19 protein-coding genes are annotated in these 23,229 nt (G+C 69.6%); 10 read left to right on the top strand and 9 right to left on the bottom strand.

All coding sequences use genetic code 11. The features are described 5' to 3' along the window. Positions 1 to 186: 186 nt before the first annotated feature. The 5 genes from ACIRJP_RS32195 to ACIRJP_RS32215 are packed head-to-tail and all read right to left on the bottom strand — an operon-like array spanning position 187 to position 5,610. Positions 187 to 1,497, bottom strand: a complete 1,311-nt coding sequence (locus ACIRJP_RS32195) for a DUF58 domain-containing protein (protein WP_404181795.1) — start codon at positions 1,495 to 1,497, stop codon at positions 187 to 189. A 10-nt stretch (positions 1,498 to 1,507) separates the two neighbouring features. Continuing rightward, positions 1,508 to 2,509 carry an AAA family ATPase gene (locus ACIRJP_RS32200; protein WP_404181798.1) on the bottom strand — a complete coding sequence of 334 codons (1,002 nt, stop codon included), beginning with the start codon at positions 2,507 to 2,509 and terminating at the stop codon, positions 1,508 to 1,510. Continuing rightward, positions 2,506 to 3,717 (bottom strand): DUF4350 domain-containing protein, encoded by a 1,212-nt coding sequence (locus ACIRJP_RS32205; protein ID WP_404181801.1) that lies wholly within the window; start codon positions 3,715 to 3,717, stop codon positions 2,506 to 2,508. The genes ACIRJP_RS32200 and ACIRJP_RS32205 overlap by 4 nt, the downstream gene beginning before the upstream one ends. Continuing rightward, positions 3,714 to 4,403, bottom strand: a complete 690-nt coding sequence (locus ACIRJP_RS32210) for a DUF4129 domain-containing protein (protein ID WP_404181804.1) — start codon at positions 4,401 to 4,403, stop codon at positions 3,714 to 3,716. Before ACIRJP_RS32210 ends, ACIRJP_RS32205 begins: the two co-directional genes overlap by 4 nt. 4 nt (positions 4,404 to 4,407) lie before the next feature. After that, entirely contained in the window at positions 4,408 to 5,610 is a 1,203-nt protein-coding gene (locus ACIRJP_RS32215; protein WP_404181807.1) for a glycerophosphoryl diester phosphodiesterase membrane domain-containing protein, read from the bottom strand. 140 nt (positions 5,611 to 5,750) lie between these two features. Between ACIRJP_RS32215 and mtnA the strand changes: the two genes are divergently transcribed. The 7 genes from mtnA to ACIRJP_RS32250 all read left to right on the top strand — a co-directional run bounded on the left by mtnA (position 5,751) and on the right by ACIRJP_RS32250 (position 14,223). Then, positions 5,751 to 6,899 carry an S-methyl-5-thioribose-1-phosphate isomerase gene (gene mtnA / locus ACIRJP_RS32220; RefSeq protein ID WP_404181810.1) on the top strand — a complete coding sequence of 383 codons (1,149 nt, stop codon included), beginning with the start codon at positions 5,751 to 5,753 and terminating at the stop codon, positions 6,897 to 6,899. Positions 6,900 to 6,903: 4 nt separating this feature from the next. After that, complete coding sequence (gene mtrA / locus ACIRJP_RS32225) at positions 6,904 to 7,593, top strand: two-component system response regulator MtrA (protein ID WP_187438793.1); 690 nt, start codon at positions 6,904 to 6,906, stop codon at positions 7,591 to 7,593. Position 7,594: 1 nt separating this feature from the next. Then, complete coding sequence (gene mtrB / locus ACIRJP_RS32230; protein ID WP_404181815.1) at positions 7,595 to 9,610, top strand: MtrAB system histidine kinase MtrB; 2,016 nt, start codon at positions 7,595 to 7,597, stop codon at positions 9,608 to 9,610. Beyond that, the gene (locus tag ACIRJP_RS32235; RefSeq protein ID WP_404181818.1) at positions 9,600 to 11,465 is read left to right on the top strand and encodes an LpqB family beta-propeller domain-containing protein; all 1,866 of its coding nucleotides are present in this window, start codon (positions 9,600 to 9,602) and stop codon (positions 11,463 to 11,465) included. The genes mtrB and ACIRJP_RS32235 overlap by 11 nt, the downstream gene beginning before the upstream one ends. 87 nt (positions 11,466 to 11,552) lie before the next feature. Further along, a complete protein-coding gene (locus tag ACIRJP_RS32240; protein WP_404181821.1) occupies positions 11,553 to 12,278 on the top strand; it encodes a ComF family protein in 726 nt (241 codons plus the stop codon). Positions 12,279 to 12,600: 322 nt separating this feature from the next. Continuing rightward, positions 12,601 to 13,290 carry a ribosome hibernation-promoting factor, HPF/YfiA family gene (hpf, locus tag ACIRJP_RS32245; RefSeq protein ID WP_266732488.1) on the top strand — a complete coding sequence of 230 codons (690 nt, stop codon included), beginning with the start codon at positions 12,601 to 12,603 and terminating at the stop codon, positions 13,288 to 13,290. 183 nt (positions 13,291 to 13,473) lie between these two features. Continuing rightward, complete coding sequence (locus tag ACIRJP_RS32250) at positions 13,474 to 14,223, top strand: response regulator transcription factor (RefSeq protein WP_266732489.1); 750 nt, start codon at positions 13,474 to 13,476, stop codon at positions 14,221 to 14,223. A gap of 61 nt (positions 14,224 to 14,284) precedes the next feature. Here ACIRJP_RS32250 and ACIRJP_RS32255 read toward each other — a convergent pair whose 3' ends face one another. Next, positions 14,285 to 15,460 (bottom strand): winged helix-turn-helix domain-containing protein, encoded by a 1,176-nt coding sequence (locus tag ACIRJP_RS32255; RefSeq protein ID WP_404181825.1) that lies wholly within the window; start codon positions 15,458 to 15,460, stop codon positions 14,285 to 14,287. A gap of 66 nt (positions 15,461 to 15,526) precedes the next feature. Beyond that, positions 15,527 to 16,099: a GNAT family N-acetyltransferase gene (locus ACIRJP_RS32260; protein WP_358945930.1), complete on the bottom strand. Its 573-nt coding sequence runs from the start codon at positions 16,097 to 16,099 to the stop codon at positions 15,527 to 15,529. Positions 16,100 to 16,339: 240 nt separating this feature from the next. On the opposite strand from ACIRJP_RS32260, the gene secA reads away from it, so the two are divergent. After that, on the top strand, positions 16,340 to 19,165 hold the full coding sequence (secA, locus tag ACIRJP_RS32265) for a preprotein translocase subunit SecA (RefSeq protein ID WP_404181829.1): 2,826 nt from the start codon (positions 16,340 to 16,342) through the stop codon (positions 19,163 to 19,165). 1,304 nt (positions 19,166 to 20,469) lie between these two features. On the opposite strand, the gene ACIRJP_RS32270 is transcribed toward secA, so the two are convergent. Then, on the bottom strand, positions 20,470 to 20,898 hold the full coding sequence (locus ACIRJP_RS32270) for an Rv3235 family protein (RefSeq protein WP_404181832.1): 429 nt from the start codon (positions 20,896 to 20,898) through the stop codon (positions 20,470 to 20,472). 292 nt (positions 20,899 to 21,190) lie between these two features. Between ACIRJP_RS32270 and ACIRJP_RS32275 the strand changes: the two genes are divergently transcribed. Together ACIRJP_RS32275 and ACIRJP_RS32280 are read left to right on the top strand one after the other, a co-directional pair. Beyond that, on the top strand, positions 21,191 to 21,697 hold the full coding sequence (locus tag ACIRJP_RS32275) for a DUF6912 family protein (RefSeq protein WP_404181835.1): 507 nt from the start codon (positions 21,191 to 21,193) through the stop codon (positions 21,695 to 21,697). Between the two features lie 74 nt (positions 21,698 to 21,771). Next, positions 21,772 to 22,443, top strand: a complete 672-nt coding sequence (locus tag ACIRJP_RS32280; protein WP_404181838.1) for an HAD family hydrolase — start codon at positions 21,772 to 21,774, stop codon at positions 22,441 to 22,443. A gap of 21 nt (positions 22,444 to 22,464) precedes the next feature. On the opposite strand, the gene ACIRJP_RS32285 is transcribed toward ACIRJP_RS32280, so the two are convergent. Then, positions 22,465 to 23,034 carry a DJ-1/PfpI family protein gene (locus ACIRJP_RS32285; protein WP_404181841.1) on the bottom strand — a complete coding sequence of 190 codons (570 nt, stop codon included), beginning with the start codon at positions 23,032 to 23,034 and terminating at the stop codon, positions 22,465 to 22,467. Positions 23,035 to 23,229 lie beyond the last annotated feature (195 nt).

Here is a 23,229-nt window from a genome sequence, read left to right on the forward strand (position 1 = left end):
AAGCTAAGCCTTTCAGCGCCGATGGTACTGCAGGGGGGACCCTGTGGGAGAGTAGGACGCCGCCGAACTCCTTTTACGGGAAAGCCCCGTGTCCTGGTGGACACGGGGCTTTTCTGCGTTCACGAGCGCCGCCCGGGAAGCCCTTCCCTGATGCGCGGCTCGTTTTGTTGGCAGTAATGGGATGAGTTAGAGCCGCCCCGCGCCCTTCAGTGCGAGGTAGGCATCGGCGAGGGCCGGGGCAAGGTTGTCCGGAGTGGTATCGACAACCACCGCGCCATGACGCTGGAGCTGTTCTGCGGTGCGGAGTCGCCCAGTCTGGGCCTGTGCGCCTGCCGCAGCTTCGTAGACCGCGTCCACTGTGCCTCTCGAACCCGCCATCTGCTCGACATGCGGATCCGCCACAGAAGCCACGAGCACGGTATGGCGCTGGGTGAGACGACTGAGTACGGGAAGCAGACCTTCCTCCACGGGGGCTGCGTCCAGACCGGTGAGAAGCACGATCAAGGAGCGACGAGGAGCTCCGGCGAGCACGGCAGAGACGAGACCTCGGGCATCCGTTTCCACAAGTGCCGGCTCGACGGGTGCCAAGGCGTTGACCATTGCTGACAAGACCTCTCCCGCGGACCGTCCTTGGACCTGTGCGCGGACGCGGCGGTCGTAGGCAAGTAGGTCGACACGGTCGCCCGCACGAGAGGCGAGTGCCGTGAGAAGCAGGGCCGCGTCCAGAGATGCGTCGAGACGGGGCACGTCACCGACGCGCCCCGCCGAGGTACGGCCGGTGTCCAGTACGACGAGGATGTGACGGTCCCGCTCGGGGCGCCACGTACGTACGGCGACGGCGGACTGACGTGCGGTGGCCCGCCAGTCGATGGAGCGGGTGTCGTCGCCGGGCACGTATGGCCGCAAGCTGTCGAATTCCGTGCCTTCGCCACGGGTGAGAACACTGGTGCGGCCGTCGAGTTCGCGGAGTCTTGCGAGACGGGACGGCAGATGTTTCCGGCTGGTGAACGGGGGCAGGACGCGTACTGTCCAAGGGACCTGGTGATTCCCCTGCCGGGAGGCAAGCCCCAGCGGTCCGAACGAGCGGACGGTGATGCGCTCGGCCCGGCGGTCACCGCGCCGGGCCGGACGCAGGAACGTGGTCACGCGACGGCGTTCGCCCGCCGGGACTGTCAGTGCGTGCCGTGAGGAAGTCTGTTCAGTGCCGGTGGGCCAGCTGCTGGGAGGCCAGGCGTCGCGAAGGTGTGCCCGCAGCTTGCGACGGGAAGAGTTGGTTACGGTGAGTTGCACTTCGGCGGTCTCGTTGAGTCGAACGCTTGTGTCACCTGATCGGGTGAACTGGAGCGTACGCACTGGTGCAGCCAGGGCGTAGTCGCAGAGAATTGCCAAAGAGAGCGGTGCGTTGACTGCCAGTATTCCGGTCCAGCTCGGGGCAAGGATGCCTACAGGGAGTGACCCCAGGGCGGCCAGCAGGGCGGTACGTCCGGTGAGGGCCATTGTCACCGCCTCATCGGGGTACGGGGACGTGGGCGAGGACGGCCGTGATGACGGAGTCGGGAGTGACACCCTCCATCTCCGCCTCGGGCCGCAGTTGGACGCGATGACGAAGTGTGGGGAGAGCCAGGGCCTTCACGTCGTCCGGAATGACATAGTCGCGGCCGGTGAGCCAGGCCCAGGCGCGAGCGGTCGACAACAGGGCGGTGGCACCTCGGGGAGAGACTCCGAGGGACAGCGAGGGGGATTCACGGGTGGCACGACAGATATCGACGACATAGCCGGCAATCTCGGGAGAGACCTTGGTCCGGGCGACCGCGCTTCGGGCGGCTTCCAGATCTGCCGGGCCGGCGACGGGGCGTATGCCGGCCGACTTGAGGTCACGAGGGTTGAAACCGTCGGAATGACGGGTGAGGACGTTGATCTCCTCCTCCCGTGAGGGCAGGGGCACCGTCAGCTTGAGGAGAAACCGGTCCAGTTGGGCCTCAGGCAGCGGATAGGTGCCTTCGTACTCGACGGGATTCTGCGTGGCGGCTACGAGGAAGGGGTCGGGCAGTTGCCGAGGAGTTCCGTCGACGGTGACCTGGCGCTCTTCCATCGCTTCGAGGAGGGAGGACTGTGTCTTGGGAGGGGTGCGATTGATCTCGTCAGCGAGCAGCAGATTGGTGAAGACGGGGCCGGGCTGGAAGGAGAACTCGGCTGTGCGGGCGTCGTAGACCAGTGAGCCGGTGACGTCGCTGGGCATCAGATCGGGGGTGAACTGGACGCGCTTGGTGTCAAGTTCGAGTGAGGCGGCGAGAGCTCGTACCAAGAGGGCCTTGGCCACTCCGGGGACGCCTTCGAGGAGAACGTGGCCTCGGCAGAGCAGGGCGACGACGAGGCCGGTGACGGCCGGGTCCTGGCCGACTACGGCCTTGGCGATCTCCGAGCGCAGCGCTTCCAGAGAGGCGCGGGCTGTGTCGCCGTTCCCGAGGGACTCGGTGGTCGCGGCGGGCACTGGGGGCGGGGCGCTCATGACGTGCGTACCTCTCTTTCGAGGGTGTCGAGTTGGTCTGCCAGTCGGACGAGAGAGGCATCGTCGGACGGGGCGGGTCCGAAGAGCAATGTCTGGAGGCTGTCGTCCGTGCTGCCCAGGCGGGCGGAAACGGCGGTTACGAGTGTTGAGGGGGAGTGGGCGTCGTGTGGGGGGACGCCGATGAGTGGGGCGATGCGGGTCCGAGTGGCGGAACGCAGTGACTCGGCGGCCCGGTCGCGGGCGTTCGCCTTGCGGTAGAGGCGGGCCCGGCCCTCGGTGGATTCGGAGGCGCGGATGGCCACCGGCAGTCGCTCGGTCACCAGGGGGCCCAGTCGACGGGCGCGCCAGATGGCTGCGAGCACGGCGGCAAGAGCGAGTTGCAAGGTGCCCCACAGCCAACCCTGGGGGATCAGGTCGGCGAAGCTGCGGTCGTCGGGGGCGCCGTCGCCTCCGGAACCCCCGTTCTCGGCGGCAGTGGATGCATCAGCGAGCGAGGGGAGATACCAGACCAGATGAGGACGGGAACCGAGAAGTTGCAGGGCCAGGGATGCGTTGCCCTGGTTGGCGAGTCTGTGGTTGTGGAGGAGGTCGGGGGAGCCGAGGAGCACAGTGTCACCCGCTCCTTGTTCGACCAGGAGCACGGTGGGGAGGCCGCCGCTCGGGAAGCAGCCGATGGTGTCGAGTCTGTCCGAGGCGTAGCCGAAGCCCCCCGTTTCGATGTCGCCGGCACTCCGGGCGGCGGGCAGGGAGCATTCGGGGGAGCGAGGGGTCACCGGTCCGGCGGACTCCGCCCTGACGCCGGGGGCCAGTGTGCGTACGGAAGACGGGCCCGCGGCGAGCAGGACGGTGCGGCCGGCCGAGGCGCCGGTCGCGGCACGGAGTTCGCTTTGCCGGTGCGGTGCCAGCAGATTGGGGGAGGTGACGAGCAGCGTGGTGTCGGGGCCGACCTCGGCGGTGGCTTCGTCGAGCGTGGTGACCACATGAACGGAGACGCCGCGTTCCTGGAGGAGTTCGGCGACGGCCCGGCTGCCGTAGCGGTCGGCGGAGCGTGGGTCGAGGAGGCCGTGCTGGTCACCGGAGCGGACAGTTGCCAGGGCGATTCCGGCGGCGATGAGTACGAGGAGGGCGAGGAGCAGACCGCGGATGCGGAACCAGACCTGGTGAGGGGTGAGGGCCGCCGAGGTGGAGGCGGCGGTGGCACCGGTCATTCGGCTGCCCCCTGGGCCGTGGCTGTCAGGAGAGGTTTGGCGGTTTCGAGGTCGAGGTCCAGGGTTCTCAGCGCCAGGTATGCCTGCTGGTCGGCGGTACGGCCGCCGTATGTGACCTCGTCGAATTCCCTGGCGGCAGCGTGGAGTGGGGTCGCGTGTGCGGGCAGCGGCCGGCCGGCTTCGGCGGCGGCCTCGTCGGCGGTGCGGCCGGGGCGGGGGTCGAGCAGGGCGCCCTCCTCCAGGGAGCGGACGATGGCGCGTATCCGTTCCTGGACCGCCTCGTTCCAGCGTTGGGCGGCGGCGTGGGACTCGGCGGCCTTCCGGTGTTCGGCCGCGCTGCGGGGGCTGTCGTCGAAGAGGGCGTCCGCGGACCGTACGGTGCGGCGCGGAGTGCCCAGTCGCCACCAGAGTGCGGCGACCAGGCCTACGACGACCAGTACGAGCACGACAAGACCTGCCGGGCCGCCCGGCGCGGCGCCGGAGGCCGTGTCCAGGAGATCGCCGATCCAGTCCCAGAGCCGGTCCAGGCCCCGCTGGAGGAGGTTGGGATCGTTCTCGTGGTATATCGGTTTGGACAGTTCGCGCTTCGCTGCCTCGCGAGCGGGCCCACGTGGAGTGTCCACGGGTATGTCGCCGCTCGCGCGGATCAGTAGCCGTACTGCTGTGGTTCCCCCCGCCCCCGACACGGCATCAGCTCCTGGTGTCGTATCCGGGCAGGCCCGCCGCGCGGGCGAGCTCGATGTCGAGTGCTTCGCGGCGGATGCGCTGGTCGATGTAGAGCAACGCCATCACGCCAGCGGACAGCGGGTACGTGATCGTCGCGATGATCACCTCGCCGATGCCGGAGACGATCAGGAAGGACCAGCCGAAGTCCGTGGAGCCGTCCGTGAGGGCGGAGCCGATTCCGTCGCCGTCCACGGCCATCGCGATGAAGCCGAACGGGATGGTGATTATCACGGCCACGATGAGCGTCAGCAGACCGGTCAGCGCCAGGATGCCGAAGGTCCGCCACCAGGCGCCCCTGACCAGTTTCGCGGAACGGCGCATGGAGGCGGTGATCGACTGCCTCTCCAGCATCAGGGCCGGCGAGGCGAGGCAGAAGCGGACCATCAGCCAGATGACGACGACGAACGCGACCATGAACCCGAGGAGGGCGAGCCCGGCACCTGCCGCGGACCCGAGGAGCATGCCCGGCAGCAGGCCCACCGTCAGGACGGCGGAGCTGATCAGGGCGAGCAGCAGGGTCAGACCCAGCAGATGAAGAAGCCGGGGCCGGGCCTCGGCCCAGGCTTCGGAAAGCGTCACGGAGCGGCCCAGCACGGAGCGGCTGATCACCACGGTCAGCACAGATGTCGTGATCAGAGTGGCGATCATGGTGATGAGCAGGGAGGGCAAACTGCTGAACAGAGCCGACTGAGCCGATTCGGTGGCCTGCCGCAGAGCTTCCGAGCCGGTGGCGTTCGGGTCGATCCGCGGAGGCTCCGGCAGCAGGAACCGTTCCACGAGGATGGTCGCGATCTGGGCGATCACGGACATGGCGAGGGCGATGCCGAGGACCGTGCGCCAGTGGGCGCGCATCGTGGAGACCGCGCCGTCAAGGATCTCGCCGACGCCGAGAGGCCGGAGAGGGATGACGCCGGGCTTGGCCGCAAAGGGCGGCTGTACCCAGCCGGGGCCCTGAGGTCCGCCGCCCCAGCCCGCGGGGGGAGGGGGTGCGCCGGGACCGGAGCCGGGAGTGCTCGGTGGGGACCACTGTCCTGCGGGCGGCTGCGTGGGAGACCAGTTCCCTGCCGGGCCGCTGCCGTCGACGGGCTCGGAGGGCCGGGGGACACCGGCGCCCTGACCCTCGGAGGGGGCAGATCCGGGCGAGGCCCAGCCCGGAGTGTCGTTCATTCTCGCTCCTTCACGGTCCTGCCCGCTCATCGGGGCGGCAGGTTGGCAGCCATCGTGCCACGCGTTGCCCAGGTCTGGGCCGGGCGCTCCATCTCCTTCCGGCCTTCATTTGCGGGCGACTCACCGGGCAGACTGGACGGATGGCTGATCAGGACGCGCAATCGCCGGTGGGCATCGAGCCTCCCGCGCTTCCCGTACTTCGCTGGGCCGAGTCGCCGGAAGGCCCCGCCGCTCTGGTGCTTCTCGACCAGACGCGACTGCCGACGGAGGAAACCGAGCTGGTGTGCACCGATGTGCCCGCGCTGGTGCGGGCGATCCGGACGCTGGCGGTGCGCGGCGCTCCGCTGCTCGGCATCGCGGGGGCCTACGGGGTGGCTCTCGCAGCCGCCCGGAGGGATGACGTGGCGGGGGCCGCGGAGCTGCTGGAGCGGGCGCGGCCCACCGCGGTGAACCTCGGGTACGGGGTACGGCGGGCCGAGCGGGCATATCGGGAGGCCGTCGCGAGAGGGGCGGGTCCGGAGCGGGCCGCGGCGGTGGCGCTGGCCGAGGCCAGGGCGTTGCACCAGGAGGACGCCGAGGCCAGTGGGCGCATGGCGAGGTACGGCCTTGCCCTGCTGGACGAGCTGCTGCCCAGGGGCGGGCACCGCCTGCTTACGCACTGCAATACGGGGGCGCTCGTCTCCGGTGGCAAGGGCACCGCCTTCGCCGTGGCGCTCGCCGCACACCGGGAGAGGCGGCTGCGGCAGCTGTGGGTGGACGAGACGCGTCCGCTGCTGCAGGGCGCTCGGCTGACGGCCTACGAGGCGGCGCGCAACGCAATGCCGTACAGCCTACTCACGGACAACGCCGCGGGTTCGCTGTTCGCCGCGGGCGAGGTGGATGCCGTGCTCATCGGGGCGGACCGCATCGCCGCGGACGGGTCGGTTGCGAACAAGGTGGGGAGCTATCCACTGGCAGTGCTCGCGAAGTACCACCACGTACCGTTCATCGTGGTCGCCCCGACCACGACCGTGGATCTGGACACCGCGGACGGAGCGTCGATCGTCGTCGAGCAGCGGTCGGGGGTGGAGGTGACGGAGCTCACATCGCCGCGGGCCGGGGTGCCGGGCGAGTCCGCCGGCGGAGTGCTCGTGGCACCGGCTGGAACCCGGGCGTACAACCCCGCGTTCGATGTCACGCCGCCGGAACTGATCACGGCGATCGTCACGGAGGAGGGTGCAGTTTCCCCGGTCACGAGGGCCGGACTGGCAGAGCTGTGTGCCAGATCATCGCAGGTAACGATTAGCTAATGGGATGATGTCGATTATGAAGGGACGCGTCCTTGTCGTCGACGACGACACCGCACTGGCCGAGATGCTCGGGATTGTGCTGCGTGGTGAAGGGTTCGAGCCGTCGTTCGTAGCGGACGGCGACAAGGCACTTGCCGCATTTCGTGAGGCCAAGCCGGACCTGGTCCTGCTCGATCTCATGCTGCCCGGTAGGGACGGCATCGAGGTCTGCAGGCTGATCAGGGCCGAGTCGGGTGTGCCGATCGTCATGCTCACTGCCAAGAGCGACACGGTTGACGTGGTGGTGGGTCTGGAGTCCGGGGCCGACGACTACATCGTCAAGCCGTTCAAACCGAAGGAGTTGGTCGCCCGGATCAGGGCACGTCTGCGGAGGTCCGAGGAACCGGCGCCGGAGCAGCTGGCCATCGGGGACCTGGTCATCGATGTGGCCGGTCACTCGGTGAAGCGGGAAGGGCAGTCGATCGCCCTCACCCCGCTGGAGTTCGACCTGCTGGTCGCGCTCGCCCGTAAGCCGTGGCAGGTCTTCACCCGCGAGGTGCTGCTGGAGCAGGTGTGGGGATACCGCCACGCCGCCGACACCCGGCTGGTGAATGTGCATGTCCAGCGACTGCGTTCCAAGGTCGAGAAGGACCCGGAGCGGCCGGAGATCGTGGTGACCGTCCGAGGAGTCGGTTACAAGGCCGGGCCGAGCTGAGATGCCCCCGAGTAGCGCTGCTCCGCAGCCCGGGGAGCCGGGAGCCCGTGCGGAGCGGGCTGCCGGTCCAGGGCACAGGGCGTTCGGGATCGGGCGTCTTCTGCAGGGCGGCCGGTTGTTCCATGACCGGGCGCCCGGCGGTCCTGTGCCGCGATTGCTGATGCGTTGGGTGCGGCGTCCGCTGCTGCCTGCCGTACGGCTCTGGCGGCGCAATCTCCAGCTGCGCGTCGTCGCGGGCACGCTGCTCATGTCGCTCGGCGTGGTGCTGCTCCTCGGGCTGGTCGTGATCGGTCAGGTGCGCAACGGCCTGCTCGAGGCCAAGGGAAAGGCCGCCCAGACGCAGGCGGCGGGCGGTTTCGCCGCGGCCCAGGAGAAGGCGAACGCCCCGCTCGCCCCCGGTGGGGAAGCGGCGGACGGTGCCACTGCCAACAACTCCTGGCGGACCGAGCTCGTCGACCAGCTCGCCAGCGGCGGCAAGAACGCCTTCAACGTGGTGGCGCTCAGCGCCGATGAGGGAACCCGTGCCCCACGCGGCTCGGGCAGCGTGGAGGCGGTGAGTATTCCGCAGCGCCTGCGGGATGCGGTGAACAAGGGGTCCGGGGCGTTTCAGACGTACTCCGAGATCCAGTACGCGAACGGGAAGCAACCGCAGCCCGGACTTGTCGTGGGCAAGCGGCTCTACGACAACGACCACAATCCGTACCAGCTCTACTACCTCTTCCCGCTGACGCAGGAGGAGAAGTCGCTGACCCTGATCAAGACCACGCTGGCGACCGCGGGACTCTTCGTGGTCGTGCTGCTCGGGGCCATTGCCTGGTTCGTGGTGAGGCAGGTCGTCACGCCCGTGCGCATGGCGGCCGGTATCGCGGAGCGGCTCTCGGCCGGCCGGCTCCAGGAGCGGATGAAGGTCACCGGCGAGGACGACATCGCCCGGCTCGGTGAGGCCTTCAACAAGATGGCGCAGAACCTGCAGCTGAAGATCCAGCAGCTGGAGGAGCTCTCCCGGATGCAGCGGCGCTTCGTCTCCGACGTCTCCCACGAGCTGAGGACCCCGCTGACGACTGTACGGATGGCCGCCGATGTCATCCACGAGGCCCGCAGCGACTTCGATCCTGTGACGGCGCGCTCCGCAGAGTTGCTCGGGGACCAGCTCGACCGGTTCGAATCGCTGCTCTCCGATCTGCTGGAGATCAGCCGCTTCGATGCGGGGGCCGCGGCGCTGGAGGCGGAGCCGATAGATCTGCGGCAGGTCGTACGACGGGTGATAGGCGGGGCCGAGCCACTGGCCGAGCGGAAGGGCACCCGGATCCGGGTGGTCGGCGACGAGCAGCCGGTGATCGCGGAGGCCGACGCACGACGGGTCGAGCGCGTCCTGCGCAACCTGGTGGTCAACGCCGTCGAGCACGGCGAGGGCCGCGACGTGGTGGTGCGGATGGGGGTGGCCGGAGGCGCGGTCGCCGTGGCCGTCCGGGACTACGGGGTGGGGTTGAAGCCGGGCGAGGCGACGCGGGTGTTCAACCGTTTCTGGCGGGCGGATCCGGCCCGCGCGCGGACGACCGGCGGTACCGGGCTCGGGCTCTCCATCGCGGTGGAGGACGCCCGGCTGCACGGCGGCTGGCTCCAGGCGTGGGGCGAGCCCGGCGGCGGTTCGCAGTTCCGGCTGACTCTGCCGCGTACGGCGGACGAGCCGCTGCGCGGATCGCCGATACCACTGGAACCGGAGGACTCCCGTCGTAACCGGGAGAACCGTGAGCGGGCCGAGGCCGCGCCGAAGGCCGGGAGCGAGCACCGTCTGACGGCGGTGCCGACCCAGCCCGGCAGCAACGACAGATCCACGCTGCCCGTGCCGTCCCGTACTCCGGTGGTTTCGCGGACGGCGTCGGCCTCGGTGCATCCGGCGGCCCTTCCGGGGAGCGGCGCACGGGTGGTCGCGCGCCACGCCGAGGACCGGCCGGGCGGCGAATTCGACACTGCGGTGCAGGACCCGGAGCTGGGGGACACGAATCGTGGGGACTGACCGTCGCAACGACGGCCAAGGACGCGTGCTTGCGCTGTTCGCTCTGCTCGGGTGCGGTGTGGTGTTGCTGTCCGCGTGCGGCTCGATGCCCGTCACCGGGGACGTCAAGGCTGTCGACGCCTCGCAGCCGGGCGACTCCCAGGTGCAGGTCTACGCCGTCGCGCCGCGTGACAACGCCACGCCCAATGAGGTGGTCGACGGCTTCCTGGAGTCCATGACCAGTGATGACCCGCAGTTCAGGACGACCCGCCGGTACCTGACGAAGAAGGCGGCCGGGACGTGGAAGCCGAACGCGGTCACCACAGTGCTCACCAAGGCGCCGAACCGGAACGACCGCCCCTTCCGTGACAGCGACCGCAACGTCACCGAGGTCACCTACACGCTGACCGGCGAGAAGGTGGCGACGGTCGATGAGCAGAGCGCCTATCAGCCGCTCGCGCCCACCGACTACAACGAGACCCTGCACCTGGTGAGGGAGAACGGGCCGGGCGGCAGGGAGTGGCGGATCGACCACGTGCCGGACGGTCTGCTGCTCGGGCAGTCCGACTTCAGGCGTCTCTACCGCTCCGTCAACAAGTACTACTTCGCGGCGGGGCGGTCCGAGGGGCAGCCGACGCTGGTCGCCGACCCCGTCTATCTCCGCAGCCGGACGGACCCCGTCACGGGGATGGACACCGTGACGCAGGCCGTCCGCAGCCTCCTCGCGGGGCCGACCAGTTGGCTGCAGCCCGTGGTCGCATCGCGGTTCCCGCCCGGTACGGCGCTGAAGAAGGGGGTCACTTCGCTGGCTCCCGACGACCGCAACGTACTGAAGGTCCCGCTCGACAAGAACGTGGACGGTGTCGGGCAGCGCTCCTGCCGCATGATGGCCTCGCAGATCCTCTACACCCTGAGGGACCTGACCTCCGCCCGGGTCGAGCAGGTCGAACTCCAGCGTTCCGACGGCTCCGCACTGTGTCTGCTCGGGGCGGACCAGGCGGAGGAGTTCGCTCCTGACGGTTCGTCGAGTGGGCCGGACAGCCAGTACTTCGTCGATGACAAGGGGCATGTGCAGCGAATTCCCGGCAGCAACAAGGGCAGTGGGACCCCGGAGGCGGTGGCCGGTCCGCTCGGCGACGGACCGGTGCGGATGGGCGCGGTCGGTGTGGCCAGGGACGAGCAGTCGGCGGCGGCGGTCTCGCGTGACGGGACGTCCTTGTATGTGTCGTCCATCGTCTCGGACGGTGAACTCCCCGTGGCCTCGGTGACCAGTAGGTCCCACGAGGTGAAGAACCGTCTATCGGTGCCGAGCTGGGACGGCCGGGGCGACCTGTGGGTGGCCGACCGGGATCGCGACAGGCCCAGACTGCTGAGACTGGTCGGGGGTACCGGAGCGCCGGAGGAGGTCGCCGTGCCCGACCTGGACGGCGGGCGGATCGAGGCGCTGCGCGTGTCTGCGGACGGAGTGCGGATCGCCCTGCTGGTGACCCAGGACGGCCGTAACACGTTGAAGATCGGGCGCATCGAACGGCGTGGGCGGGAATCGGCCCAGCAGGTTTCCGTGGTGGAGCTGCGCCAGGCCGCGCCGCAGCTGACGGACGTGACCGCGATGTCGTGGTCGGGCCGCAGCCGCCTCGTGGTGGTCGGCAAGGAGCAGGGCGGCGTTCAGCAGGTGCGTTACGTGCAGGCGGACGGCTCGACATCCGCATCGGGCGTGCTGCCCGGGGTGAACCAGGTGCTGTCGGTCGCGGCGGCGGACGACGAGCAGCTTCCGCTGATGGCGGCGACGTCCAGCGACGGGATCGTGAAGCTGTCGCCCGGTGACAACTGGCAGACGGTCGTCAAGGAAGGTTCGTCACTGGTCTACCCGGGCTGAGAGCCGCCCTGCGGCCGGAGCCGCAGGGCCTGGTCCGCGTTTTCCACAGGGGTGGCCCCGTCGCTCCGGGAAGCGCACAGTGGAGTCATGCGGGGGTGGTGGCGGGAGATCTCCGGCTTGGTGCTGCCGGTGTCCTGCCCCGGTTGCGGCAGGACGCGGGTGCAGCTGTGCGAGGAATGCCGGGCGGAGCTCCATGGCGGGGCACCGCGCCGGGTGAGGCCCGTTCCTCGGCCGCCGGGCCTGCCGGTGGTGCATGCGGCCGCCGCGTACGAGAACGCGGTACGTGCGGTGCTGCTCGCCCATAAGGAGCGGGGCGAGATGGGGCTGGCCGGAGCGCTCGGCAAGGCGCTGGCGGGTGCCGTGCGGGCCGGGACGGGGCATGTGGGCGTCGGCGGTCCGCTGCTGCTCGTGCCGGTGCCGTCGGCGCGGCGCGCGGTGGCGGCACGCGGCCATGATCCGACGCGCCGGATCGCGCTGGCCGCGGCGGGTGAGCTGAGACGCGGCGGCACCCCGGTCCGGGTGGTCGCGGTGCTGCGGCAGCGGCGTGCGGTGGCCGACCAGGCGGGGCTGGGCGCCGGTCAGCGGCTGGCGAATCTGGCGGGGGCACTGGAGGTCGTGGCCGGAGGTGAGCGGCTGCTTGCGGCCGGACGGGTGGTGCTGGTGGACGACCTTCTGACGACGGGTGCCTCGCTCGCCGAGGCGGCCAGAGCGGTGGCGGCTTGCGGGCACGCCGATGGCGTCCCCGGCAGTGGGCAGGCGGCCGTTGTCGCAGTATCTCCGTCGGCTTTCGAAATAAACCGGAACTGTCAATGAACTTGCATCGTTGCAGGTAGTGAGTGAGAAAAACGCCCCGAGCGGAGGTACGTGCGAGTAGCGGGTGCCGACATCCGGCCGGGCAGGCTATGTTCGGTTGTGAGGAACGGTGAATGCCGGACCTCGATGAATGCACCACCAGGTTTCGGGCAGGCGAAGCACCAGTAGTTCAGAAGCTGGGAATTCGGTGGGGTGGAGACCTCGCCGATGGGGGAGGAGGAGGTGGAAGTCACCGAGTCCGCGGCTCCGGTTGTCACCGGGGCCTGGTGCAAAAGGGAGATGCTCCGCCGCTGAGCGGAGCGATCCGGGAACGGAGTTCTGCGTGGACATCGTCGTCAAGGGCCGCAAGACCGAGGTGCCCGAGCGGTTCCGCAAGCACGTGGCCGAGAAGCTGAAGCTGGACAAGATCCAGAAGTTCGACGGCAAGGTGATCAGCCTCGACGTCGAGGTGTCCAAGGAGCCGAACCCCCGTCAGGCCGACCGCTCCGACCGGGTGGAGATCACGCTCCGCTCACGTGGTCCGGTCATCCGGGCGGAAGCGGCCGCAGGCGACCCGTACGCAGCGCTGGACCTGGCCACCGGCAAGCTGGAGGCGCGGCTGCGCAAACAGCACGACAAGCGCTACAGCCGCCGCGGCAATGGCCGGATTCCCGCTGCCGAGGTCGGCGAGACCGTGCCGGGGGCGGCGTCGTTCAACGGCGAGGGCGATCTGATCGCCGATGAGTCGGCCGATTCCGTACCGACCACGAGGTTCGGCTCGCTGGAGGTTCAGGGCGAGGGTCCGCTGGTGATGCGCGAGAAGACGCACGTCGCCGCACCGATGTCGCTCGACCAGGCGCTCTACGAGATGGAGCTGGTCGGGCACGACTTCTATCTGTTCGTCGACTCCGAGACGAAGGAACCCAGTGTCGTCTACCGGCGGCACGCCTATGACTACGGTGTCATCCACCTGAGGACCGACCCGCTGGCCGCCGATGAGGCGGGCGGCGCAGGCGGTGCGCTCGGCGGCTGACGCCACGCTTCCGCGGTGCCCCTGGAGCGCCTGTGCGCCCCCAGGGGCACCCGCGTGCGGCCACAGGATCCCCGCTCTGACGTCCAGGCATGGAATCATGGCGTCCCAGGCCAATCGGTGCTCTGTGAACTGCCGTTGGCGGACCGTGTGAACTTCAGGCCATGGCCTTCAGGGGGAGGAACGATGGCGGACGCCTTCGGGCCCGTGCGCGATGCGAATGACGCCGACGACATCGGCGGTGCCGGTACCGCCGCGGACAGCGGTTTCCGCAGGGAGCCGATCAGGGTCCTCGTGGTGGACGATCACGCGCTCTTCCGCAGAGGCCTGGAGATCGTCCTCGCCCAGGAGGAGGACATCCAGGTCGTCGGCGAGGCGGGTGACGGGTCCGAGGCGGTCGACAAGGCCGCCGATCTGCTCCCCGACATCGTGCTGATGGACGTCCGGATGCCCAAGCGCGGCGGCATCGAGGCCTGCACGGCGATCAAGGAGGTGGCACCCAGCGCGAAGATCATCATGCTGACGATCAGCGACGAGGAGGCCGACCTCTACGACGCGATCAAGGCCGGTGCCACCGGTTATCTCCTCAAGGAGATCTCCACGGACGAGGTGGCCACAGCCATTCGTGCGGTCGCCGACGGGCAGTCGCAGATCAGCCCTTCCATGGCGTCCAAACTGCTCACCGAGTTCAAATCGATGATCCAGCGGACGGACGAGCGCCGACTGGTGCCGGCGCCCCGGCTCACCGACCGGGAACTCGAAGTCCTCAAACTCGTTGCAACGGGCATGAACAATCGCGATATCGCGAAGGAACTGTTCATTTCCGAGAACACCGTGAAGAACCACGTCCGCAACATTCTGGAGAAGCTGCAGCTGCACTCCAGGATGGAAGCCGTGGTCTATGCCATGCGGGAGAAGATCCTGGAGATCAGGTGACCCGGCCGGGAAGGCGCGGGTCACCCGGCAAAGGGCCGGTCGGGGGCACGGGAATGTGTGCTCAGGCCAGGGCGCGGGCGATTTCCTGAGCGAGCGGTCCGCGCAGTTCCGGAGCGTCGACCCGCTCCAGCCGGACATCCGTACAGCCGACCCAGGACGCCGCCTCCACCAGTGCCTCGGCCATCGGCGCCACGGCCTTCCTGCCCGCCAGCGACACCTGCCGGGCGACCAGCGTGCTGCCCTCGCGCGACGGGTCGACGCGGCCCTGCAGCTTTCCGCCCGCCAGCAGCGGCATCGCGAAGTATCCATGGACCCGCTTGGGCTTGGGGACATAGGCCTCCAGCCGGTGGGTGAAGCCGAAGATCCGCTCGGTGCGCGCCCGCTCCCAGACCAGCGAGTCGAACGGCGACAGCAACGTCGTACGGTGCCGCCCGCGCGGCTCCGAGGCCAGTGCCGCCGGGTCCGCCCAGGCCGGCTTGGCCCAGCCCTGCACCGTCACCGGCACCAGCCCGGAGTCGGCCACCACCGCGTCGAACTGCTCGGCCTTGAGCCGGTGGTAGTCCGCGATGTCCGCGCGGGTGCCCACGCCCAGGGACTGCCCCGCGAGGGCGACCAGGCGGCGCAAGCACTCCGCGTCTTCCAGATCGTCGTGCAGCACGTCGTCGGGCAGGGCCCGCTCGGCGAGGTCGTACACCCGCTTCCAGCTGCGCCGCTCGGTGCACACCACCTCTCCGTACATCAGGGCGCGCTCCACGGCGACCTTCGACGCCGACCAGTCCCACCACTCCCCGCCGTTCTTCGCGCCGCCCAGCTGCGTGGCCGTCAGCGGGCCCTCGGCGCGCAGCTGCTTGATCACCGTCTCGTACGCGCCGTCCGGCAGGTCGTGGTGCCAGTGCGGGCGTGAGCGGTAGGCGCGGCGGCGGAAGGCGAAGTGCGGCCACTCTTCGACCGGCAGGATGCAGGCCGCGTGCGACCAGTACTCGAAGGTGCGGCCGCCCGACCAGTACGCCTCCTCGACGTTGCGCCGGCCGACCGCGCCGAGGCGCGCGTACGGAATCAGCTCGTGCGACCGGGCGAGCACCGAGATCGTGTCCAGCTGTACGGCGCCGAGATGGCGCAGCACGCCCGGAACCCCGGCCCTGCGGTCCGGTGCGCCGAGGAAGCCCTGGGCGCGCAGGGCGATCCGGCGCGCCTGGTCGGCGGAGAGTTCAACGGCGGGAGGCGGCACAGGCGTCATGCCCCGAACCCTAGGGGCAGGCACTGACAGCCGGCCGGGGTTCCTGTGGAACCCCGGCCCGAAGGGTCAGGGAGCGGGCAGATAGGTGTCGGTGCCCGGCAGGCCGAGGTCGGACGGGAGCAGCGCACCGATCCAGGAGTCGCGCCGTACGCCCTTGTTGAGCAGGCCCGACCGCTGGACGCCCTCCATCAGGAATCCGGCCTTCAGTGCCACGGCGCGCGAGGGGGCGTTGCCCACCTCGGCGCGCCACTCCAGCCGGTCGCCACCCAGCGCGGTGAAAGTCCAGCGGGCGGCGCAGAGCACCGCCTCCGTCGTGTAGCCGCGGCCCCGGTGCTCCCCGGCGGTCCAGAATCCCACCTCGTACGTGCCCGGCAGGTTGCGGCGGTTGATGCCGAGGGCGCCCGTCAGGGCCCCGGTCCCGCGCAGGACCACCGCGAAGTTGTACATGGAGTCGTCGTGCCAGCCGCCGGGAGACAGCTTTCCCGCGAAGAATTCCGCGTCGGCGCGGCTGTACGGGGAGGGCACGACCGTCCACCGCTGGATTTCCGGGTCCTGACAGGCGGCGTGGATGGTTTCCGCGTCGCTGTCGGCGAAGGGGCGCAGCAGCAGGCGGTCGCTGGTGAGGGTGATCGGCTCCATGCAGGGATTCTGGGGAGGGAGTGCTCGGGAAGCGAACACTTTTCGGACTTCCCGGCACCTTCGGCGCTCCCCGGCCGTTGAATCGGATGGGGACAGCAGGGCCAACGCGGCGGCAGCCCTCCCGGGGCGGCGGGGTCCTCGCTTACGATGGCCGTTGCGGTGGGGCCCACCTGCCGTGCCCGCGCCAGAGTCCATAACACGACCCAGTGCCAGGCCCGACCGGCAAGGAGACCAGCCTCAGTGTCCGTCTTCAACAAGCTCATGCGTGCAGGCGAAGGCAAGATCCTGCGCAAACTGCACCGCATCGCGGACCAGGTCAGCTCCATCGAAGAGGACTTCGTCAACCTCTCCGACGCCGAGCTGCGGGCGCTCACCGACGAGTACAAGGAACGGTACGCGGACGGCGAGAGCCTGGACGACCTGCTCCCCGAGGCATTCGCGACCGTCCGTGAGGCCGCCAAGCGGGTCCTCGGACAGCGCCACTACGACGTTCAGATGATGGGCGGCGCAGCCCTCCACCTCGGCTATGTGGCCGAGATGAAGACCGGCGAGGGCAAGACCCTGGTCGGCACCCTGCCGGCGTACCTCAACGCGCTCTCCGGCAAGGGCGTGCACCTGATCACGGTCAACGACTATCTCGCCGAGCGCGACTCCGAACTGATGGGCCGCGTCCACAAGTTCCTCGGTCTGACGGTCGGCTGCATCGTCGCCAACATGACGCCGGCCCAGCGCCGTGAGCAGTACGCCTGCGACATCACGTACGGCACGAACAACGAGTTCGGCTTCGACTACCTCCGCGACAACATGGCGTGGTCCGCCGACGAGCTCGTCCAGCGCGGCCACAACTTCGCCGTGGTCGACGAGGTCGACTCGATCCTCGTCGACGAGGCCCGTACGCCGCTGATCATCTCCGGCCCGGCCGACCAGGCCACCAAGTGGTACGGCGACTTCGCCAAGCTGGTCACGCGGCTGACCAAGGGCGAGGCGGGCAATCCGCTCAAGGGCATCGAGGAGACCGGCGACTACGAGGTCGACGAGAAGAAGCGGACCGTGGCCATCCACGAGCCCGGTGTCTCGAAGGTCGAGGACTGGCTCGGCATCGAGAACCTCTACGAGTCGGTGAACACGCCGCTCGTCGGGTACCTCAACAACGCCATCAAGGCGAAGGAGCTCTTCAAGAAGGACAAGGACTACGTCGTCATCGACGGCGAAGTCATGATCGTCGACGAGCACACCGGTCGTATCCTTGCCGGCCGCCGCTACAACGAGGGCATGCACCAGGCGATCGAGGCGAAGGAAGGGGTGGACATCAAGGACGAGAACCAGACCCTCGCCACGATCACCCTGCAGAACTTCTTCCGCCTCTACAGCAAGCTCTCCGGCATGACCGGTACGGCGATGACCGAAGCAGCCGAGTTCCACCAGATCTACAAGCTCGGCGTGGTGCCGATCCCGACCAACCGGCCGATGGTCCGTGCCGACCAGTCGGACCTGATCTACCGCACCGAGGTCGCGAAGTTCGCCGCGGTCGTCGACGACATCGCCGAGAAGCACGAGAAGGGCCAGCCGATCCTGGTGGGCACCACCTCGGTCGAGAAGTCCGAGTACCTCTCGCAGCAGCTCTCCAAGCGCGGCGTCCAGCACGAGGTCCTCAACGCCAAGCAGCACGACCGTGAGGCGACCATCGTTGCCCAGGCCGGCCGCAAGGGCGCGGTCACGGTCGCGACGAACATGGCCGGACGAGGCACCGACATCAAGCTCGGTGGCAACCCCGACGATCTTGCCGAGGCGGAGCTGCGCCAGCGCGGCCTCGACCCCGTCGAGCACGTCGAGGAGTGGGCGGCCGCGCTGCCTGCCGCGCTGGAGAAGGCCGAGCAGTCCGTAAAGGCGGAGTTCGAAGAGGTCAAGGAGCTCGGCGGGCTGTACGTCCTGGGTACCGAGCGGCACGAGTCGCGGCGCATCGACAACCAGCTGCGCGGTCGTTCCGGCCGCCAGGGCGACCCGGGCGAGTCCCGCTTCTACCTGTCGCTCGGTGACGACCTGATGCGGCTGTTCAAGGCCCAGATGGTCGAGCGCGTCATGTCGATGGCCAATGTGCCGGACGACGTGCCGATCGAGAACAAGATGGTGACGCGGGCGATCGCGTCGGCCCAGTCGCAGGTCGAGCAGCAGAACTTCGAGACGCGTAAGAACGTCCTGAAGTACGACGAGGTGCTCAACCGGCAGCGTGAGGTCATCTACGGCGAGCGGCGCCGGGTCCTGGAGGGCGAGGATCTGCAGGACCAGATCCGCCACTTCATGGACGACACGATCGACGACTACATCCGCCAGGAGACCGCCGAGGGCTTCGCGGAGGAGTGGGACCTGGACCGGTTGTGGGGCGCGTTCAAGCAGCTCTACCCGGTGAAGGTCACCGTCGACGAGTTGGAGGACGCGGCCGGCGACCGGGCGGGGATCACGGCCGAGTTCATCGGCGAGTCCATCAAGGACGACATCCACGAGCAGTACGACGCGCGCGAGAAGCAGCTCGGCTCGGACATCATGCGTGAGCTGGAGCGGCGTGTGGTGCTGTCCGTCCTGGACCGCAAGTGGCGTGAGCACCTCTACGAGATGGACTACCTCCAGGAGGGCATCGGCCTCCGTGCCATGGCGCAGAAGGACCCGCTGGTCGAGTACCAGCGCGAGGGCTTCGACATGTTCAACGCCATGATGGAGGGCATCAAGGAGGAGTCCGTCGGCTACCTGTTCAACCTGGAGGTCCAGGTCGAGCAGCAGGTCGAGGAGGTGCCGGTGCAGGACGAGGCCGAGCGGACCTCGCTCGTCAAGGAGGACGCCGTGCCTGCGGCGCGTCCGGAGATCAGGGCCAAGGGGCTCGATGCTCCGCAGCGTCCCGACCGGCTGCACTTCTCCGCTCCCACGGTGGACGGGGAGGGTGGGGTCGTCGAGGGCGACTTCTCCAACGGTGAGGGCACGGTTGGGGTCGGGGCCGAGTCCGATGGGCTGACCCGGGCGGAGCGGCGCAAGGCCCAGAAGAACGGTGGGGGCGGGCGGCGCCGTAAGAAGTAGCGGTAGCGGCAGGCGCCGGTGACGTCCTTGGACGTCGTTGCGGTGGTCGGGTCGTAGGTGGGTTGTAGCCGGGGTCGGGGCGCGCGTGGATCGGGCGTCCGGCTCCGGCTTTTTGGTTTGCCGGTAATGGGGGGAGGTGGGGGCGTGTGCGGTGTCGTCGGGCCGGGTTGTGGGCGTGTGCGGTGGGGTGCTGGGCCGCTGCGCGGGGCCTGTCCCCTCCCCGCCCCTTCCCGAAACCGGGGCTCTGCCCCGCACCCCCCTCCTCAATCGCCGGAGGGGCTGAGAAGGGGGCGTGGGGCTGAGGAGCGGCTGGGAAAGGGCGAGGGGCCGGGTAGCGCCAGGGGTGGATGAGGGCGGGCGGGCGGGTGGGGCTTGAGATGGTGCTGAGAGGAGCTCGGGCCGGGGCTGGGCGGCCCGGGCCGCCGCCACCAGGAACACCAGCGGCCCACCGCCGAGCAGCACCGACGCCGCCCCCGCGAGCCCGCCGGCGGCCAGTGTGAGCACCCAGCCGGCGGGTCGGCGAAGGCGGCGGCGAGATCGGCGTGCGCGTCAAGCACCCGTCGCGCGTACGGGAGCAGCCGCTCGCCGTCGGGGGGTGAGGGCGACCTGCCGGGTGTCGCGATGGGCTGGGGTGGTGGGGCTTGGGGTGATGCCGAGAGGAGCCTGGGACGCGGCTGGGGCGGGCCCAGGTTGCGGAGATGGGGCGGCCAGGTAGAAGGCGGACGGGCCAAGCAGGGCCAGGTAGAGGCTGGGGTGGTGCTGGGATGAGCCTGGTAGGACCGAGGTGGCCAGGCATGCCTGAGTGGAGCCAGGCGTCGAGACGGGCTGGTCGGGCCTGGCAGGGCCGAGGCGGGTCGAGAGGGCCGGGTAGGCCCTTGGTGGGTCAAGAAGGCCAGCGGCAGGGCCGCAGTGGGCCCAGGCGCCGAGGTGTGGCCAGCGAGAGGCCACGCAGGACCGGTGCGGAGGGAGGGGCTACGTAGGACCCGGACGGGAGGGGAGGGGTCTAGGTGGGCGAGGTGGGCCGGGTGGTGAGGGGGCTGGGCAGGCCCGGGTGGGGGCCGGGTGGGGCTGGAGGGGGCCAGGTGTGGGGTCGGAGAAGGGCTTGGTGACGGCTGGGGGCAGGAACGGGTGGGGTAGGGATTTGTGGGCTCTCTCGGGCGCCCGCCCTCCCAAAGCCCGGGGGGCTGGGGGAGGGCGGAACGTGGTGGGTGGAGGGTGGTTCGGAGGGGTCTTGGGGCGGTTCTGTGCCGCGTCTTGTTCGGCGCTCCTTTCTTGGGTTCTTGCGTCTGTCGGCCTCGGCCGGACTAGCGGGACCGGGCCGTCCGCAGGTGTTCGTCGCCGAGTTCCACCGCCGCGCAGCGCCAGCGGAGGTCGGTTCCCTGTTCCAGGCGGAAGGCCATCGCGCGTACCTGTTCGCCCGCCGCGATGCTCGCGAAGGCCTCCACCACGCCCGGGGCCGGCTGGGCGCCGTGGCACATGCGGATGACGGGGCGGGCGCCGCGGGCCCTGAGGGGGGTGCGTGGGGCCAGTTCGGTCAGCTGGTCGTAGGCCTCGCCGATGGTGTGGCCGAGCATCCAGTGCACCGGGCGCTGGCCGCTGAGGACCGCCAGGAGGCGCTCGGCGAACCAGTGGTGCGGGCGTACGCGCCGGGGAGTCCGGGTGCGCTGGGGTGGTACGGCTTCGGGCCTGCGCTGGTCGCGTCGTCCGGCGGGCCGGGTCCTGTTCGTGCTCATCGATCATCGCCCCCGTGCTTCAGAGGCCCGGTGAAATACCGGGCGGTAACTTCTGCTGTGGACCTTCTACGGGGACGGCCGAGGAGGCCGCAAGCGGCACTGGGGCGACGGGGGAGACCAGGAGGAATCACCTATCCGGGTGATGAGGTCGGTGCCGGGCGGGGTGTGAGGCGGGCGCGAGGAGGGTGAGGGACGGTTGCCGGGTGGACGGGACGGCATCGGTGCACGTGACCCCAAAGGGGGACGTCACACGTATCCTGAGGGCGTTTCCGACTACGAAAGCGGCCCGGCCATGCGTGTGTACGTCCCCCTGACCCTGTCCGGTCTCGCAGCGGCGCACCGGGCGGGCGAAATCGGTCCCGGTCCGCTCACCGCGTACGCGGTGACCCCCGCACTGCGCGAGTGGTACGTCTCGGACGACATCGAGGAGCTGGAGTACGCGGCGCTCAACCGGGCCGCCTCCGCCTCGCTGCGCATGATCGCGCAGAACCCCGGCGCGGTGCGCAGGCGCGTCGTCATCGCCGTCGAGGTGCCGGACGGGGCGGCCGTCGCCGACCCGGACCACAGCCTGGACCCGTCCTCGCTCGGCGAGGTGCGGATCGAGTCCCCCGTGGCGCTCGCCATGGCCGCCGCGGTGCATGTCGACGCGGACGACGCGGAGAAGGACGTCACGGCGGCGGCCGCGGCGCTGGGGGCGGCGGACCTCGGGGACGACGACGCGCAGTTCACCGTGGACGGTGCCGAGGACCACGAGCTGCTCTGGTTCGGCATCCAGGAGATTCCGAATCTGATTCCCTGAGGGGCCCGGTCGCCGGGGCAGAGGATGGCGGCAGAACGGGAACGGGTGTCCTAGGGGGCGGGTATTTTCTACGCATGGGGAAGAACGGGAAGCACCGCACTCATCTGGTCTGGGACTGGAACGGCACACTGCTCGACGACAACGACGCGGTCATCGGCGCGACCAACGCCGCGTTCGGTGAGGTCGGCCTGGCACCGATCACCCTTGAGCAGTACCGCGAGATGTACTGCATCCCGATACCCCGCTTCTACGAACGGCTGATGGGCAGGCAGCCCACGGAGGTCGAGTGGGAGCGGATGGACGGGATCTTCCACCAGCACTACACCGAGCGGCGGGCCGCCTGCGGGCTCACCGAAGGAGCCGAGGAGCTTCTCACCCAGTGGCAGCTGGGCGGGGGCAGCCAGTCGCTGCTGAGCATGTACGGTCACGACCAGCTGGTCCCCGTGGTGCGGGGGTACGGCATCGAGCGGCACTTCCTGCGGGTCGACGGGCGCACCGGGCCCTCCGGCGGCAGCAAGGCCCGCCACATGGAGCGGCACATCGCCGCGCTGGACGGGATATCCGTCGAGTACACGGTGGTCATCGGTGACGCGGTGGACGACGCCGTGGCCGCGGCACACGTCGGGGCGAAGGCGGTGCTCTACACCGGCGGGTCGCACAGCAGGGCCAGCCTGGAGGCAGCCGGGGTGCCGGTGGTGGACAGCCTGGCCGAGGCCGCGCAGCTCGCCGAGCAGATCGCCGGGTGAGAAGGGGGCCCGGCGGGAGCGTCAGGTCGTCACCGGGGCCTTTGTGCGGAGGACCTTCAGGAATTCGCGCATCCACGCCGAGTGGTCCGGCCAGGCGCGGGAGGAGACCAGTACGCCGTCCACCACCGCCTCGTGGTCCTCGAAGGTGGCGCCCGCCGACTGCATGTCGAGCTCCAGCGCGGGATACGCGGTGACGTGCCGGCCGGTCAGCGCACCGACCGCCGCGGTCATCAGCGGGCCGTGGCAGATCTGGGCCACCGGCCGGTCGGAGTCGAAGAACGCCTTGAGGATCTTGCGCAGCTCGGGGTCGTTGCGCAGATATTCGGGCGCCCGGCCGCCCGGGACGACCACCGCCACGTAGTCCCCGGGGGCGACCTCGGAGAACGCCAGGTCGGCGGGCCAGGTGTAGCCGGGCTTCTCGGTGTACGTGTCGAAGCCGGGCTCGAAGTCGTGGACCACGAAGCGGAGCGTCTTGCGGGTGGGGGCCGCGATGTGGACGTCGTACCCCTCCTCGCGCAGCCGCTGGTAGGGGTAGAGGACTTCCAGGGACTCGGCGGCGTCGCCGGTGACGATCAGGATCTTCGGTGCCATGGCGGGGCTCCCACGGTTCGTCGGCCTGTTCCGCCTACCAGAGTGCGGCAATACGGACGCGCGCGCTGTCCAGAGTGTCAAAGTTCGGGTCCATCTTTTTACACAAACGGCTCGTGACGGTCATGGGGGCAGCCGATATAGCCTGGACCCCGTGATCAGCGCGATACGCCTCGGGGGCAGCGAAGCCCCCGGCCT

Source organism: Streptomyces sp. NPDC102437 (assembly GCF_044765565.1).
In the GTDB taxonomy this organism is placed as follows: Bacteria; Actinomycetota; Actinomycetes; order Streptomycetales; family Streptomycetaceae; genus Streptomyces.

What these genes read in the sequence shown, in the direction of transcription:
- ACIRJP_RS32260 (WP_358945930.1), bottom strand. Translation starts at nt 16,099, where the DNA reads ATGGAGCCGATCACCCTCACCAGCGACCGCCTGCTGCTGCGCCCCTTC.
- ACIRJP_RS32270 (WP_404181832.1), bottom strand. Translation starts at nt 20,898, where the DNA reads ATGAGCACGAACAGGACCCGGCCCGCCGGACGACGCGACCAGCGCAGG.
- ACIRJP_RS32200 (WP_404181798.1), bottom strand. Translation starts at nt 2,509, where the DNA reads ATGAGCGCCCCGCCCCCAGTGCCCGCCGCGACCACCGAGTCCCTCGGG.
- ACIRJP_RS32255 (WP_404181825.1), bottom strand. Translation starts at nt 15,460, where the DNA reads ATGACGCCTGTGCCGCCTCCCGCCGTTGAACTCTCCGCCGACCAGGCG.
- ACIRJP_RS32275 (WP_404181835.1), top strand. Translation starts at nt 21,191, where the DNA reads ATGCGTGTGTACGTCCCCCTGACCCTGTCCGGTCTCGCAGCGGCGCAC.
- ACIRJP_RS32280 (WP_404181838.1), top strand. Translation starts at nt 21,772, where the DNA reads ATGGGGAAGAACGGGAAGCACCGCACTCATCTGGTCTGGGACTGGAAC.
- ACIRJP_RS32205 (WP_404181801.1), bottom strand. Translation starts at nt 3,717, where the DNA reads ATGACCGGTGCCACCGCCGCCTCCACCTCGGCGGCCCTCACCCCTCAC.
- mtrA (WP_187438793.1), top strand. Translation starts at nt 6,904, where the DNA reads ATGATGTCGATTATGAAGGGACGCGTCCTTGTCGTCGACGACGACACC.
- ACIRJP_RS32195 (WP_404181795.1), bottom strand. Translation starts at nt 1,497, where the DNA reads ATGGCCCTCACCGGACGTACCGCCCTGCTGGCCGCCCTGGGGTCACTC.
- mtnA (WP_404181810.1), top strand. Translation starts at nt 5,751, where the DNA reads ATGGCTGATCAGGACGCGCAATCGCCGGTGGGCATCGAGCCTCCCGCG.
- ACIRJP_RS32215 (WP_404181807.1), bottom strand. Translation starts at nt 5,610, where the DNA reads ATGAACGACACTCCGGGCTGGGCCTCGCCCGGATCTGCCCCCTCCGAG.
- mtrB (WP_404181815.1), top strand. Translation starts at nt 7,595, where the DNA reads ATGCCCCCGAGTAGCGCTGCTCCGCAGCCCGGGGAGCCGGGAGCCCGT.
- ACIRJP_RS32285 (WP_404181841.1), bottom strand. Translation starts at nt 23,034, where the DNA reads ATGGCACCGAAGATCCTGATCGTCACCGGCGACGCCGCCGAGTCCCTG.
- ACIRJP_RS32240 (WP_404181821.1), top strand. Translation starts at nt 11,553, where the DNA reads ATGCGGGGGTGGTGGCGGGAGATCTCCGGCTTGGTGCTGCCGGTGTCC.
- ACIRJP_RS32250 (WP_266732489.1), top strand. Translation starts at nt 13,474, where the DNA reads ATGGCGGACGCCTTCGGGCCCGTGCGCGATGCGAATGACGCCGACGAC.